14 protein-coding genes, 6 tRNA genes and 1 riboswitch are annotated in these 13,713 nt (G+C 45.5%); of the genes, 14 read left to right on the forward strand and 6 right to left on the reverse strand.

Features of this window, described 5'->3' with window-relative positions:
- Positions 1 to 86: 86 nt before the first annotated feature.
- Positions 87 to 221 (reverse strand): cortex morphogenetic protein CmpA, encoded by a 135-nt coding sequence (cmpA, locus tag MHI21_RS06740; RefSeq protein ID WP_007429337.1) that lies wholly within the window; start codon positions 219 to 221, stop codon positions 87 to 89.
- A gap of 144 nt (positions 222 to 365) precedes the next feature.
- Here cmpA and MHI21_RS06745 point away from each other — a divergent pair, with 144 nt between their 5' ends.
- The 3 genes from MHI21_RS06745 to MHI21_RS06755 all read left to right on the forward strand — a co-directional run bounded on the left by MHI21_RS06745 (position 366) and on the right by MHI21_RS06755 (position 1,100).
- Positions 366 to 890: a SprT family protein gene (locus tag MHI21_RS06745; protein WP_341162009.1), complete on the forward strand. Its 525-nt coding sequence runs from the start codon at positions 366 to 368 to the stop codon at positions 888 to 890.
- Between the two features lie 44 nt (positions 891 to 934).
- Positions 935 to 1,010: transfer RNA gene (locus MHI21_RS06750), tRNA-Asn, on the forward strand.
- A gap of 1 nt (position 1,011) precedes the next feature.
- Positions 1,012 to 1,100, forward strand: a tRNA-Ser gene (locus tag MHI21_RS06755).
- 177 nt (positions 1,101 to 1,277) lie between these two features.
- Here the strand turns inward: MHI21_RS06755 and MHI21_RS06760 are convergent.
- Entirely contained in the window at positions 1,278 to 2,153 is an 876-nt protein-coding gene (locus MHI21_RS06760; protein ID WP_341162008.1) for a Cof-type HAD-IIB family hydrolase, read from the reverse strand.
- 69 nt (positions 2,154 to 2,222) lie between these two features.
- Positions 2,223 to 2,984, reverse strand: coding sequence for a DeoR/GlpR family DNA-binding transcription regulator (locus MHI21_RS06765; RefSeq protein ID WP_341162007.1), 762 nt, complete (start codon positions 2,982 to 2,984; stop codon positions 2,223 to 2,225).
- A gap of 244 nt (positions 2,985 to 3,228) precedes the next feature.
- Between MHI21_RS06765 and MHI21_RS06770 the strand changes: the two genes are divergently transcribed.
- The 6 genes from MHI21_RS06770 to MHI21_RS06795 all read left to right on the forward strand — a co-directional run bounded on the left by MHI21_RS06770 (position 3,229) and on the right by MHI21_RS06795 (position 5,216).
- A tRNA-Glu gene (locus MHI21_RS06770) sits at positions 3,229 to 3,300 on the forward strand.
- An 86-nt stretch (positions 3,301 to 3,386) separates the two neighbouring features.
- Positions 3,387 to 3,462, forward strand: a tRNA-Lys gene (locus MHI21_RS06775).
- A 15-nt stretch (positions 3,463 to 3,477) separates the two neighbouring features.
- A tRNA-Leu gene (locus MHI21_RS06780) sits at positions 3,478 to 3,560 on the forward strand.
- A gap of 163 nt (positions 3,561 to 3,723) precedes the next feature.
- Positions 3,724 to 4,179, forward strand: coding sequence for a MarR family transcriptional regulator (locus tag MHI21_RS06785; protein ID WP_053324898.1), 456 nt, complete (start codon positions 3,724 to 3,726; stop codon positions 4,177 to 4,179).
- A 185-nt stretch (positions 4,180 to 4,364) separates the two neighbouring features.
- Positions 4,365 to 4,739, forward strand: coding sequence for a helix-turn-helix transcriptional regulator (locus MHI21_RS06790; protein WP_023987599.1), 375 nt, complete (start codon positions 4,365 to 4,367; stop codon positions 4,737 to 4,739).
- Between the two features lie 93 nt (positions 4,740 to 4,832).
- The gene (locus tag MHI21_RS06795; RefSeq protein ID WP_013309253.1) at positions 4,833 to 5,216 is read left to right on the forward strand and encodes a helix-turn-helix transcriptional regulator; all 384 of its coding nucleotides are present in this window, start codon (positions 4,833 to 4,835) and stop codon (positions 5,214 to 5,216) included.
- A gap of 124 nt (positions 5,217 to 5,340) precedes the next feature.
- Here MHI21_RS06795 and MHI21_RS06800 read toward each other — a convergent pair whose 3' ends face one another.
- Together MHI21_RS06800 and MHI21_RS06805 are read right to left on the reverse strand one after the other, a co-directional pair.
- Positions 5,341 to 5,562 (reverse strand): Rha family transcriptional regulator, encoded by a 222-nt coding sequence (locus MHI21_RS06800; RefSeq protein WP_023987600.1) that lies wholly within the window; start codon positions 5,560 to 5,562, stop codon positions 5,341 to 5,343.
- Between the two features lie 296 nt (positions 5,563 to 5,858).
- Complete coding sequence (locus MHI21_RS06805) at positions 5,859 to 6,584, reverse strand: urease accessory UreF family protein (RefSeq protein WP_341162006.1); 726 nt, start codon at positions 6,582 to 6,584, stop codon at positions 5,859 to 5,861.
- A gap of 262 nt (positions 6,585 to 6,846) precedes the next feature.
- On the opposite strand from MHI21_RS06805, the gene MHI21_RS06810 reads away from it, so the two are divergent.
- Positions 6,847 to 6,929, forward strand: a tRNA-Leu gene (locus MHI21_RS06810).
- Between the two features lie 145 nt (positions 6,930 to 7,074).
- Here MHI21_RS06810 and MHI21_RS06815 read toward each other — a convergent pair.
- Positions 7,075 to 7,560 (reverse strand): glutathione peroxidase, encoded by a 486-nt coding sequence (locus MHI21_RS06815; RefSeq protein WP_103048853.1) that lies wholly within the window; start codon positions 7,558 to 7,560, stop codon positions 7,075 to 7,077.
- A gap of 466 nt (positions 7,561 to 8,026) precedes the next feature.
- Positions 8,027 to 8,194: riboswitch (cyclic di-AMP (ydaO/yuaA leader) on the forward strand.
- A gap of 115 nt (positions 8,195 to 8,309) precedes the next feature.
- Between MHI21_RS06815 and MHI21_RS06820 the strand changes: the two genes are divergently transcribed.
- The 4 genes from MHI21_RS06820 to kdpC all read left to right on the forward strand — a co-directional run bounded on the left by MHI21_RS06820 (position 8,310) and on the right by kdpC (position 13,610).
- The gene (locus MHI21_RS06820; protein ID WP_023987603.1) at positions 8,310 to 8,705 is read left to right on the forward strand and encodes a hypothetical protein; all 396 of its coding nucleotides are present in this window, start codon (positions 8,310 to 8,312) and stop codon (positions 8,703 to 8,705) included.
- 412 nt (positions 8,706 to 9,117) lie between these two features.
- Positions 9,118 to 10,794 carry a potassium-transporting ATPase subunit KdpA gene (kdpA, locus tag MHI21_RS06825; protein WP_250258949.1) on the forward strand — a complete coding sequence of 559 codons (1,677 nt, stop codon included), beginning with the start codon at positions 9,118 to 9,120 and terminating at the stop codon, positions 10,792 to 10,794.
- A gap of 37 nt (positions 10,795 to 10,831) precedes the next feature.
- Complete coding sequence (gene kdpB / locus MHI21_RS06830) at positions 10,832 to 12,862, forward strand: potassium-transporting ATPase subunit KdpB (RefSeq protein WP_341162005.1); 2,031 nt, start codon at positions 10,832 to 10,834, stop codon at positions 12,860 to 12,862.
- 19 nt (positions 12,863 to 12,881) lie between these two features.
- Positions 12,882 to 13,610: a potassium-transporting ATPase subunit KdpC gene (gene kdpC, locus MHI21_RS06835; RefSeq protein WP_341162004.1), complete on the forward strand. Its 729-nt coding sequence runs from the start codon at positions 12,882 to 12,884 to the stop codon at positions 13,608 to 13,610.
- Positions 13,611 to 13,713 lie beyond the last annotated feature (103 nt).

Genomic DNA, 13,713 nt, shown 5'->3' on the forward strand with positions numbered 1-13,713 from the left:
CAACCTTCTTGTGCAGGTATAATAAAAGCCGGAATCTCCGAACTGCATCGGAGCTTCCGGCTTTCATTTTTGGATGCCTTTAGCTTTCACCCGTTGTTGGCATCGAACTCCACGCCAGGTGCTTTATGATAAAAAAACCAACAATCGTTCAACAGTTTAATTTGGCGCCGGTCCTTTTTGTAAAAGGCCCGCATGAGCTGGTTGCTGAGCCATTGAGGCAAGCCGATCTCCTCCTCTGCGTTACATCTGTATGTTTAGCATATGGGGTGGGTACCTAAAGTGTGCTTATGAATTGGGGGTTAGACTTCGGTCGTTATTTTATAATATGCTTGTCAGTAAGGAGCAAAGGAGGGGAGACCGTTAGAATGGAGTCCAAGTCCCTGAGCGATTCAATGAACCATTCAATGAACCGTTCTATGAGTAATGAAGAGCTTCAAGAATGGGTAGAGCGCATTTCGCTGGAGAGCTTCGGCGTGCCGTTTCGACATCAAGCCACCTTTAATGCGCGCCTGTCTTCCACAGGTGGTAGGTATTTTATGAAAAGTCATCATATTGAAATTAATCCACATCAACTCGCAGCTTACGGACGTTCTGAGGTGGAGAAAATTATTAAGCATGAGCTGTGCCATTATCATTTGCATTTGCGCGGGATGGGCTATCAGCATCGAGATGCTGACTTCAAAGCATGGCTGGCCCGTGTAGGAGGAAGCAGGCATTGTCAGACTCTGCCGGGAAGAACGGAACGTAAGCCTCAGCCTTATCGTTACAAGCTAGTATGCGTTTCCTGTAAACAGGAGTATATGCGCAAGCGTAAGATGAATCCTCAGCGGTATCGCTGTGGGAAATGTGGAGGGAAGCTTCGCCTGTTGGCACTTGACGGCACCCCCTGAATCATGGTAAATTAACCATACTGTAAGATAATTTACAGTAATGTTCCCTGATAGCTCAGTTGGTAGAGCACTCGACTGTTAATCGAGTTGTCACAGGTTCGAGTCCTGTTCGGGGAGCCATGGAGAGGTACCCAAGTGGCTATAAGGGGACCCTCTGCTAAGGGGTTAGGCTGCGAAAGCGGTGCGAGGGTTCGAATCCCTCTCTCTCCGTTGGTATTTTAAGTAGAAAAAGGACGCTCGTATGCATTGTAATGATGCTTGCGAGCGTCCTTTTCGTCTATATCTGCTTTGAGAATAACGGTGGACTGAAATCGTTTAAATGAAGAGGGGACGTGCTGCGTACAGCATGAAGCGGCGTTAGCCTGTCTTGTACGCAGCCAATGACTTCTATTTCACGGTGTCAGCCTCGACTGTCTTGAGTATGTTCAACAGAGCATGAGCGACGCCATCTTCCGCATTAGTCAGAGTCACTTGGGAGCAGACGGCCTTGATGTCGTCTTTTGCATTGCCCATGGCAATGCCTGTTCCTGCCATCGTCAGCATGGAGATATCATTGTAGCTGTCCCCAATCGCTACGGCTTCCTGCATGGGAATGCTCAAATGATTCGCCAGATAACGCAATGCATTACCTTTAGACGCATCCCTATGCTCGACTTCAAAGTTACGGTCTGAAGAGATGACCATGTTCAGGCCCTGAGAATCTCGGTAACGCTCACGGCCCCGCTCTAATTTGGCTTGATCAAAGGAGAAACAGAGCACGTTATAAATCTCTACATCCAGTGGAATGTCCTCATATGAAGCGATCCGGGTATGTCCAGTCTGTTCATATTGTTTTTCAGCTGCATGTAATAAAGTATCCAGCGAAATATCCGGGTTGGCACTCAGCAAGCGGTCCATTTCAACAGCAAGTAGCTGATGTCCGTTTTGTGGAGAATAAATAGCGCGGTCTGTCATGACCTCATAGTAAAAGTCGTTGTCATGCAGCCAACTCAGCACTTCAAACGTTTCACTGCGGCCCATAGGAGTAGAGGTTAACTGACGACGATGCACATCGTGTACGGTTGCACCGTTTGCTCCAATGACTGGAGTTATAAGCTCTGCTTCCTCTAGCTTCGTCCAGGCGTCATAAGCGGCTCTACCAGTGGCAATTGTCACCTGAACGCCTTGCTGCTGTGCTTGGCGTATAGCCTCCGCGTTCACTTTGCTTATTTTTCCTTCCTCGTTCAGCAGTGTTCCATCCATATCAATCGCAAACAGTTTCATTTCTCTCCAACTCCTGTCTTTCGATATCTCTGTGATAAATCTTGAGTTCTAGCTAAGCAGTTTCATATTTTATGAGGGTACAACAACTTCAACATCATAATGTTGCAAAATTTCCAGCATCGCTGGTTCTGGCAATCTGTCGGTGATCACGATATTAACTTCAGACAGATCGGCAAAACGATATGGAAAATTGATTCCGAATTTCGAATGGTCCGCAAGGATGATCACCTGATCTGCCTGCTTCATCATCTGATGCTTCAGCATACCGTCTTCTTCATGAATCAGGCTTAGTCCGTGGGCAGATATACCACCAATCCCGATAAAGGCTTTGTCTACAAAATAGTGAGACAAAGTGGCGATCACGGAGGAACCATATACATATCGGTGTTCTTTTTGCAGGCGGCCTCCCAACAGATGTATGGAGACACCGTCTTTTCCAGATAGCACGTCAGCCTGATTGATTGAATTGGTGATGACCGAACATTCCTGCACATTCAGTCTTTCTGCACACGCCTGTACGGTGGTAGAGGAATCCAATATAATACGATCCTTATCTCGTACCATGCTGGCAGCCAGCTGTCCGATCACTTGTTTCTCCTCGGATACAGTAAGTAGTCTTTCGTTATAATTTCCAATTGGATCGTGATGCAGTGTAGGGATAAGAGCGCCGCCGCGGGTGCGAATAATTTTTTGATGTTCTTCAAGTTTTACGAGGTCTCGACGCGCCGTATCTCGTGAAACATTAAAAAATTCACAAATATCATCCACCGAAATACGTTTATGAAGCTGTAAGTAATCAACGATTTTTAACATTCGTTCTTCCTGATACATAGAAAGCTCCTCTGATATATAATTATTTCGGTATCTTGTAAGTGATTATAAGTAAATACAAGTGATATTGCAATCATTTATCGCTGTTTTCAGGATTTTAATGATTTGGGATAAGTGATTGTAAGTTAATATGCATTTTGTACTTATAAAAACTGCTTTTTTAAAAATTTTAGAAATAAGTATTGCCATTCGTTATTCTATTTGATATACTCTTTCTTGTCGCCAAGTTGGCGCATAATAATAAGGCCCGTTGGTCAAGGGGTTAAGACACCTCCCTTTCACGGAGGTAACAGGGGTTCGAATCCCCTACGGGTCATTGTTGTCTTTATAGACTACATGTTGCATGCTTAAGGGAAATTCCTGAGGTCTGGTCTAATGGCGGACAGCTTGGATGAACAGCATGAGCCATTAGCTCAGTTGGTAGAGCACCTGACTTTTAATCAGGGTGTCGAAGGTTCGAGTCCTTCATGGCTCACCATTTATATTTTGTTATGCGGTCGTGGTGGAATGGCAGACACGCTATCTTGAGGGGGTAGTGAGCGTACGCTCGTGGAGGTTCGAGTCCTCTCGACCGCATCAATGGAATAAACGGAAAAGTCTCTCGCGGTAGAGGCTTTTTTTATTTGTGTAGTGATGTAATAAAGTAATGATTATGATGAAATAATGATTCCATAGTATAATATAATGCCATAATGTTATAGAATGATAAGTATAAACTTATGAAGTGACGGTGAAAAATATGGACACTCAACTGTTAGGAAATATATCAGAAAATATTTTGGGCTTGTTTCCGATTGTGAAGAAGAAATTTTTCACCTACGGTCCGCTCGATTTACCATTACACTTGTCGCCTAATAACTTTCAGGTATTACTGCTTCTGCGTGAGGTGCGCTTGTCTACGGTATCTGATTTATCCAAACAGCTCAATGTCTCACGTCCGAACATGACTCCTCTTCTGGACAAACTGGTGGAGCATGGGTTGGCTGACCGCCAGTCGTGTGATTCGGATCGCAGAGTCGTGAATGTGGCGATTACACAGGAAGGCGATGCTTTTTGTGAACAGGTATTTCATACCTTCTCCAATAAAATTCAAGAAAGACTGGTGTATCTGCCAGAAGAAGATTTATTGCATCTGAGTGAAACTTTGAATGAATTGAAGCATATCTTACTTAAAATCGACAACGCTGCTACGTGATTGGCGTAAGTGAACTGGCTTAAAGACCGCCCTTTCTTCGGAAAACAGGCGGTTTTTGTTGCGTGTTGTGGTATAATGGAAACCAACATACATAATTCGGTAATTTTAGCATACGTGATCTTTGAAATGGGAACAGAGAACATGATATCGTTATTTGAGAGCCTGCTAGGGAGGAAGGAACTTCTATGCAATCTATTTACCATCGCATTGAGGAACTCATCAAGGAACGGGGAATGACGAAAAAGGCGTTCTGCCAGCAGTTAGGCATTAGTACAGGGAACTTCGGGGATTGGAAAAGAGGAAAAACGACGCCGGGCACGAATAAACTCATTGAAATCGCTTCTTTTTTTGATGCCAGTCTGGATTGGATTATGCTGGGTCGAGATGTACAGGGTGAGGTGCTGAAGGAGTCGCAAGACCCTTATTTTTTTGACGCTTCAGGGCAACTGAATTGCCAGGAGGAACCGCTAAGTGAGGCGGAAAGAAATTTTATACTTGAGTATATTGAATTTACCCGCTTTCGTAAAGAGAAAAACCAGCGCAATTCTACTATGGGGTAATGGTTGCTTAGGATTTGATGAGGATTACTAATGAGTAAGGCTGAAAAATGAAAATTATTTCAGAAAAAGTTACTGTGTCGGAGGGGAAACATTTTGGGAGATCAAACTATTTATCAGCGGATTGAAGCTTTGATTAAGGATCGCGGAATGACCAAGAAGGCATTTTGCGAAAAACTTAAAATCAGTTCAGGGAATCTCGGTGATTGGAGAAGAGGTAAAACAACGCCGGGTACCACCCATTTGATTCAGATTTCGGACTTTTTTAATGTATCGCTTGATTGGTTAATGAAAGGGATTAAGCCAGGGGAAGGCGTACTTCAGGAGCAGAAGGCTGCTTATTTTTTTGGAGTGATGGGGCCACTGAATTGCCAGGCAGAAGATCTTGAGACGGAAGAACAGAATTTTATTTTAGAATATGTTGAATTTGCGAAATACCGTAAGCAAAAAAGTGAGAAGGATAAAACAAAGCCGGAATAATTTTTTGGCTAAAGATCGTCTGGGTTGAAAACCCGTAAACGAACTGGAGGGGTTCGCTTTACGGGTTTATTTGGTTTCTTGGTGATATGGAATGACCTATATGTAACTGGAATGCTTGTTGGGTTTAGAGTGGCGGTGCCTCCTTATAATCGTTATCGTCGATGTTCAGAATTGCAGAAACTTGTTTTCTGTACCTTTGTGCTTTGCGGGTGCCGTGAATCAGATTGGACAAGCGTGAGGGCGGAATATTGTGTGTCTCACAAAATGTTTTCTGATCCAGTCGAAGTTCGACAAGCCGTTGTTTGATGGCCCACCCGAAGGAGGTGACAGGCATTTTGTTGTTCAAGAGAAATCGCCCCTTACGGATTCTTGCGGAATAATTGGTGTGTTATAATAATCATCAGTAAACATGTTAGAATTAACCATCTGACACTATGATACACTTTTATACGTGTTTTTACAATCGTAAATGCGTCTTTTTGTTGAATTAATTACTTAATTAAGTGCTAGGTGGTTCTGATAATCTGTCTAGAGTCTGCTAATGGTGTGAATTGCGATTATATGTGGATAAAAAACACTCTGCCACCTGAGGAAAGGGACAGAGTGTTTTTCGTGTTGTGACCACATTGGCGAAACGACGCATCAGGGGGATGCTGGAAGGCGTTTGAATAGACCTGGGGAGGAAGACAGTCTAGGTTCATCCAAGCTCATATAAAGAGGTAGAGTGATGTAGGAGCTGGACCAATGTCTGTGAAGAAAGCGACGCTGAGATGCAGTTGGCTCAGGTTGGTTAAGCTTCTTCCAGGCAGAGAGCAGCTCGCTTGTCATACGTTCCATAAGAGGGTTCTTTTCCTCATAAGGAGGATTGAGTAGTTTGAAGGCATCTTCCACACAGAAGGACACCGCTGCGCTAAGATAGCCGTGAACGGTCTGTTCTACATCGTTTCCGAGGAGGAAGTTAATCCAGGTGTGAACGGTAGCGAGTGTGCCAATCGCATTGTATTGAATGAGTATGGATTCCAACTGGTCAAATTCAAGCCAAGGATAAAGAGCCTTAGCGAGCTTGAGTAGACGCTGACCGGATAGACGAAACTCCTTCACATGCTGCAAGGAGGGACGTTGGGTATGCAGCATCTTATCGATGAGAGCGATCCGCCAACTGTCATTCTGCTGGATGGCGACATACAGACTTTTGATAGCCATGCCGTCAACGGTTGTACATTGAGGATACAAATCATCCAGCATGTAATGTTCCAGGTCTTGTAGACTGTTCAAATGTCCGCTGCGGAATAGTTTCTCCAGTTCGTTAAAACGGGTGAAGCCACCAACAGGTAGGGAAGGGTCCAACAATAATGCATAGTTCAGCAAGCGGTTGCCTTTATGCAGGGCGGTTCGCCTCCTCGAAGTGAATCCTTATGTTATGTTATTTTACTCTTTACTTGGGGGGACGAAAGATATTCGAAATATATGTAATATATATTTACATTTAAGTAGCTTTTGTGTCAAATTAAATATTCTTATCGCTCATATATGTTAGTTAAAATAACATATAAAATAATTATTATATTTTTGTTTACAAATAGTTGATGAGAGAGTATAATAAATCTGTTGCCTCATTACATTATGATTTGCGGTCGTGGTGGAATGGCAGACACGCTATCTTGAGGGGGTAGTGGGCGTACGCCCGTGGAGGTTCGAGTCCTCTCGACCGCATTATATGCAAGACCTAGTTAAAAAAGCATCCTGACACGATTTACGTGAAGGGATGCTTTTTTTGTTAAGCATTTTTCGTTATATTCTTTAGCCACGGAAGCCACGGTTGCAACAGGTCGTTTATTAACTGTGATAATGAAGAATGTCAGTTTTGCTGCAAAAGCTTCTCTATATCTCCCGCCAGCTTATCTGGAGTGGTTTGCGGTGCATAGCGCTTAAATACGTTACCTTCTCTTGTAATTAAGAATTTAGTAAAATTCCATTTGATCGCTTTGGACCCTAACACCCCCGGAGCTGTTTGGGTCAGGTAGCGAAATAAGGGGTGTGCTTGATCGCCATTGACATCTGTTTTGGCGAACATCGGAAAGGTAACCCCATAATTGATCTGGCAAAACTCGGAAATCTCCTCGCTGGAACCTGGCTCTTGTTTGGCAAACTGATTGCTGGGAAATCCCAAAATCTCGAGCCCCTGTTCATGGTACTGGTCATATAGCTCTTGTAGCGCTTTGTATTGGGGGGTTAACCCACATTTGCTGGCAGTGTTCACGATAAGCAGAACGTTCCCTTCATATGTGGATAACGGAATTTGTTTCCCTTGCAGGGTTTGCGCATCATATTCATAAACGGTCATAGTATCTCTCCTTATTCAATATTCAACAATTAAATTGTAAGCAATTAAAAACAAGGTTGCAAGTCTGGAAAAGCTGTATCAAGCCTTTAGCCGCTGTAAAATCGTATTTTGTTTAAAACAGTAAATCGCACCGCAAATGAAGCGAATTAAGGTGTTTCTTCTTATAAAAGAGGGTTCAATCGGTGTTTAGCTGGTACATATAGCGTATTTTCTTCTCTTTTTACAAAAAATGGCCAAAAACGCTTTACCCTACGCCAATATTGACATGCTTGTCATTTTCAAAAAGGGATGAAAAACAGAGATTGAAGGAGCTGTGAGAAGCATAGTTTCATTGTAAGCGTTATTATTAATCTTCTATGCTCTAAAGGCCGATTTATAACCCCGCAGTTGAGCTTTACAGTCTTCCATGCGCGGGTGTATGATTCAAGACGTAATTTCAAATTAACTTGAATGAAGCAACAACGAAATGTCTATAGCGCTGAATTTTGCAGTTGCAAAAGCGGGGGAACCAATCGAGACTGTACGGCTTGCCGGGTGTCTCATGGGGTGAATTTTCCGGTCAAGTGCCAGAAATAGGGCGACTCTCACGTCCGAATCCGACAGCTAACCTCGTAAGCGTACAGGGAGAGGCAACAAACCGCCGTGTGCAGCCATGGTTTATTTTATCATGGATATGTCAGAAGCCGGAGGAAAGCCTTTTTCCTTCGGCTTCTTTTTGTTGTCTTTTTATACCGGGAGAGGAGCTACTGATGGAAGGTCGGTTAATTATTGTCACTGCACCGAATGAAGCGGGCAGAAGTTTTGTGAAATTGCTTATTTTCAAAAAATTGGCGTTTGCAGTTCTGACGAATAGCGCCCAGGAGGAACGACAGCTCAAAAAAATGGGTGTGGAGCACATTGTCCGCATCAATACCATGCAAGCGGGAAAATGGAATTTTCCAAAAAAAGAAATTGGTAGTGTGTATTTGTTCGAGAACAGCTTGAATCTGACTTGCCGTTTCCTACAAATATGTCGACCACTAACATCGGAATCGATCTATGTTATTACACACGGCTGTAATCCACAAGGAATTTATCGGGGATTGGGAGCGGACCATGTGATCTACACATTGAACGGAGAGGTGGGTTTTCTGCTGAACGGATAAGCACTTATAACATAGTTGTTTTATGATTTTATGATGAAATAAGAATGGCGATCTGAAGACCGATACGGAGGGTATAAACATGATGGATATATACATGCTGCTCGTCATGGCTGTGAGTTATGGAGTGATACTGCTGTTTGTACGCTGGTGTGATGCGCAGACCTCTAAAGGAGGACGAAGAGGATGATCGTTATACTCGGGCTTACGGCTATTGTGTTTATGTATTTAATCTACGCACTCCTGAACCCTGAAAAGTTCTAGTCACTGGTAGGGATAGAGCGGGCGGGAACAACAGATCTGAACATTAAAGCATCATAGGTAGCAGGTTTTCGCAAACGTGTGCACACAATTGGTGCTCTGGAAGCAGGTCTGTTGTTCCAAACGCAGGAGCATTTTGAAGGAGGAATAAAGGATGGAGCTGCTTCAAATTGGAATTGTGATCGTTATATTGCTGCTCTTGGTAAAGCCAATGGGTACCTATATGTATCATGTATTCTCGAATGAACCCAATCGGACGGATCGGATTTTTGGCAGAACAGAAAAGCTGATTTATAAGGTAGTAGGCTTGAAGAAAGTGGAGAGCATGCGTTGGACTACGTATGTTATGAGTTTCATTGCTACGAACGCCGTGCTTGTGGCGATCAGCTACTTGCTGTTGCGTTTACAGGGAATGCTTCCCGGTAATCCGGCTGGAAACAGTAATATGGAAGCATCACTAGCTTTTAATACGGTAATCAGCTTTATGACGAATACGAATCTCCAACATTATAGCGGAGAAAGCGGGCTTACGTATCTGACACAGATGGCGTTCGTCACGATGATGATGTTCACTTCGGCTGCTTCCGGTTTTGCGGTTGCTGCGGCTTTTATGAGGGGATTGACGCGGCGCGGTGAAGGGATGGGCAATTTCTTTCAAGATTTTATTAAAGCCATTATAAGAATTTTCCTGCCGCTGGCCTTTGTGCTTACGCTGGTGCTGGTTGGATTGAAGGTACCACAGACGCTACAGCCTACGGCGGATCTTACGACGCTGAGCGGAACACAACAGCAAATTTCTATGGGACCCATTGCTTCTCTGGAGTCCATCAAGCATTTGGGGACAAACGGGGGCGGATATGCGGGAGCTAACTCTGCGCATCCTTTTGAAAATCCAAGTCCTTGGACGAACGTGCTGGAAATTTTGGCAATGTGGGTAATGCCGGCTTCGTTGCCGTATACCTTTGGATTGTTTGCCCGTAATCGTAAGCAGGGCTGGATTATTTTTAGCTCCATGATGGTATTGTTTCTAATTTTTCTATCCATTACGTACGTGTCTGAAAAGACAGGTAATCCGTTAATCCAGACACTGGGTGTGGATGCTTCTCAGGGAAGCATGGAAGGGAAAGAGGTTCGTTTCGGCATTGGACAATCGGCTTTATTCACTGCGGTCACGACAGCGGCAACGACAGGTTCGGTCAATAATATGCATGATACACTAACCCCACTGGGTGGTATGGCTGCTTTGGGAGAAATGATGCTAAACGTCATTTTTGGCGGCAAGGGTGTCGGGCTGATGAATATGCTGATGTATGCGATTCTGGGTGTGTTTATATGCGGACTGATGGTCGGGAGAACTCCGGAATTTATGGGAAGGAAAATTGAAGGCAAGGAAATGAAGCTGATCGCGATTGCCATTTTGGTACATCCGTTTCTTATTCTCGCCCCAACTGCGCTTGCGTTTATGAGTCATTGGGGATATGATGCGGTCACTAACCCTGGCTATCACGGGTTGACTCAGGTGCTCTATGAATATGCGTCATCTGCTGCAAATAACGGTTCGGGATTTGAAGGTCTCTCGGATAACAACACATTCTGGAACGTGACAACGGGGATGGTTATGTTCTTCGGACGATATGTATCTATGATTGCATTGTTAGCTGTGGCGGCTTCGTTGAATGCCAAAGCACCGACTCCGGTGACGACGGGGACACTGCGCACGGACAACAAGTTATTTGGAGCCATTCTGATCGGGGTCGTGCTGCTTATTGGTGCGTTGACCTTTTTACCCGTTATCGTATTGGGACCTGTTGCTGAATTTTTGACCATGTGAAGAAGAAAATGAGAATGGATGAACGGGGTGTTTGATCATGAAGGAACAACGCAAACACATGCTGGACAGAAGCATCTTGAAGCATGCGATCAAGGATAGCTTTATAAAATTAAATCCGATGATTATGATGAAAAATCCTGTCATGTTCGTCGTGGAGATCGGTACATTGGTCGTGCTGCTCATGTTACTGTTTCCTGGTTATTTTGGAACTGGCAAGGAAATGGGCTTTAACCTGGCCGTGTTTGTTATTCTGTTGTTTACGTTGCTTTTTGCTAATTTTGCCGAAGCGCTCGCGGAGGGGCGGGGTAAGGCACAAGCTGCCTCTTTAAAAAAATCCAAGCAGGATACGCAAGCTAACAAACTCATCGGAAATGACATTCAGGTGGTTAGCTCAACCGAATTGCGTAAGGGGGACGTGGTTATTGTCTCCCAGGGCGAAATGATCCCAAGCGATGGTGAGGTCATTGAAGGTCTGGCTTCGGTGGATGAATCTGCAATTACGGGCGAATCGGCTCCGGTCATCAAGGAATCGGGTGGTGACTTTTGCTCGGTAACCGGCGGGACGCGAGTGGTCAGTGACCGGATTAAGGTGCGGATTACGACAGAGCCGGGCGAGACATTTATTGATAAAATGATTTCGCTCGTGGAAGGCGCACAGCGGCAAAAAACGCCGAATGAGATTGCACTGAACACTTTGCTGATTAGCTTAACGATTATTTTTCTAATTGTAGTGGTTACGCTAGCGCCGATTGCCCGTCATTTTAACATTGATTTGCCTGTTCCTGTGCTGATTTCGTTGCTAGTCTGTCTGATTCCAACCACGATTGGAGGACTGCTGTCAGCCATCGGGATTGCCGGTATGGACCGGGTCACCCAGTTTAATGTGCTGGCCATGTCAGGCAAGGCGGTAGAAGCTTCTGGGGATATCAACACGATGATTTTGGATAAAACAGGTACAATCACCTTCGGGAACCGAATGGCGAGTGAATTCGTGCCTGTAGAGGGCGTGGAGAAGGCAAAGTTAGTGAAGTGGGCAGCGATTAGCTCTATGAAGGATGAGACGCCGGAGGGTCGCTCGGTTCTCGAATTGATGCGCAAACAGGAGCATACGTTGGATGCATCCTTGGCAGCAGGTGGAACCTTTATCGAATTCAAGGCGGAGACCCGGATGAGTGGTCTGGATCTGGCCGATGGACGAAAGGTACGCAAAGGCGCGGTGGATTCTGTTCGGCAATGGATCGTATCGCAAAACGGCAGTGTTCCAGCCGATCTGGAGGAAAAAGCGAATCAGGTAGCCTCTGAAGGAGGTACACCGCTGGCAGTCGCGCTAGATGATCAGATATACGGTATTATTTATTTAAAGGATACAGTGAAGCCAGGCATGAAGGAACGGTTTGATCAGCTCCGGGAAATGGGTATCCGTACGATCATGTGTACCGGAGATAATCCGTTGACAGCAGCTACAATTGCACGAGAAGCGGGAGTGGACGACTTTGTAGCTGAGAGCAAGCCGGAGGACAAAATCGCGGTTATCCGACGTGAGCAGGAACAGGGTAAGCTGGTTGCTATGACCGGAGACGGTACCAATGATGCACCTGCGCTGGCGCAAGCGGATGTCGGTCTTGCCATGAATAGCGGCACAGTCGCGGCCAAAGAAGCAGCTAATATGGTGGACCTGGATTCCGATCCGTCCAAAATTATTGAGGTGGTCGCGATCGGCAAGCAGCTGCTTATGACGCGCGGAGCATTGACAACGTTCAGCATTGCGAACGATGTTGCCAAATATTTTGCCATCATCCCGGCGATGTTCATGCTGGCCATTCCACAAATGGGCGCTTTGAACGTCATGGGGCTTGGCTCCCCGCTGTCCGCTATTTTGTCGGCGCTGATCTTTAACGCGGTTATTATTCCGCTTCTGATTCCGCTGGCCATGAAGGGCGTGAAGTATAAGCCGATGAGCTCGGATCGCCTGCTGGGACGGAATTTGCTGATTTACGGTCTGGGCGGTATGGTCGTACCGTTTGTCGGCATTAAGGCCATTGATTTGCTGGTGCATTTGTGGATTTAGCGCAGAAAGGGTGAACGACATGAGTGGTTTTTATCGGATGATGTCTGGACGCAGATTTGCTGCGCACGAAAAAGCCGAATCTGGTGGGCAAGGTCATAACAAACGTACAGGGACCGGGACAGTGTCGGAAGGACAACCGGAGAGACAAGAGATGCGAGGAAGTACAGTTATTGGAGTGGCTTTGCGAACATCGGTGCTGATGATTCTCTTGTGTGGTTTGGTATATCCGCTAGTCAGTACAGGAGTAGCGCAGGTTCTGTTTCCGCAGCAAGCAAACGGCAGTATGCTCCGTGACGCAGAGGGGCGGGTGGTCGGCTCCGAATTGATTGGACAGTCCTTTGCCGATTCGGCGTTTTTCCAAGGTCGGGTATCGAGCGTTGATTACAATGGGGCTGGTTCAGGCTCGAGTAACTACGCGCCGTCGAATCCAGCCTTGATACAGCGAGTCAAGGACTCTATTGCGGATTGGCAGAAGCATAACCCGGATGTACCCGTCAGTCAGGTTCCGGTGGACCTGATTACGAACTCCGGCTCCGGTCTGGACCCGCACATCTCGCCACAGGCGGCACGGGTGCAAATTCCGCGCATTAGCGGCTTGACGGGTATCCCGCAGGATCAACTGAGAGCACTGGTGCAGGAGCAGACAGAAGGCCGCAGCGCCGGGGTATTCGGCGAGCCGCGTGTGAACGTGCTCAAGCTGAATCTCGCGCTTGAGGCGCAAATGCAAGTAGAGCCTGCCAAGCGTTGAGTATTCTTTATGTATACAGGACAAATAAAATAGGATGAACAAAAAAAGGTATCTCGTTGCCATTGGGGCTAGTGAGATACCTTTTTAATATATTCATATTTGG

This window comes from Paenibacillus sp. FSL H8-0168 (assembly GCF_038592955.1).
In the GTDB taxonomy this organism is placed as follows: domain Bacteria; phylum Bacillota; class Bacilli; order Paenibacillales; family Paenibacillaceae; genus Paenibacillus; species Paenibacillus polymyxa_B.

What these genes read in the sequence shown, in the direction of transcription:
- MHI21_RS06745 (WP_341162009.1), top strand. Translation starts at nt 366, where the DNA reads ATGGAGTCCAAGTCCCTGAGCGATTCAATGAACCATTCAATGAACCGT.
- MHI21_RS06760 (WP_341162008.1), bottom strand. Translation starts at nt 2,153, where the DNA reads ATGAAACTGTTTGCGATTGATATGGATGGAACACTGCTGAACGAGGAA.
- MHI21_RS06765 (WP_341162007.1), bottom strand. Translation starts at nt 2,984, where the DNA reads ATGTATCAGGAAGAACGAATGTTAAAAATCGTTGATTACTTACAGCTT.
- MHI21_RS06785 (WP_053324898.1), top strand. Translation starts at nt 3,724, where the DNA reads ATGGACACTCAACTGTTAGGAAATATATCAGAAAATATTTTGGGCTTG.
- MHI21_RS06790 (WP_023987599.1), top strand. Translation starts at nt 4,365, where the DNA reads ATGCAATCTATTTACCATCGCATTGAGGAACTCATCAAGGAACGGGGA.
- MHI21_RS06815 (WP_103048853.1), bottom strand. Translation starts at nt 7,560, where the DNA reads ATGACCGTTTATGAATATGATGCGCAAACCCTGCAAGGGAAACAAATT.
- MHI21_RS06820 (WP_023987603.1), top strand. Translation starts at nt 8,310, where the DNA reads ATGGAAGGTCGGTTAATTATTGTCACTGCACCGAATGAAGCGGGCAGA.
- kdpA (WP_250258949.1), top strand. Translation starts at nt 9,118, where the DNA reads ATGGAGCTGCTTCAAATTGGAATTGTGATCGTTATATTGCTGCTCTTG.
- kdpB (WP_341162005.1), top strand. Translation starts at nt 10,832, where the DNA reads ATGAAGGAACAACGCAAACACATGCTGGACAGAAGCATCTTGAAGCAT.
- kdpC (WP_341162004.1), top strand. Translation starts at nt 12,882, where the DNA reads ATGAGTGGTTTTTATCGGATGATGTCTGGACGCAGATTTGCTGCGCAC.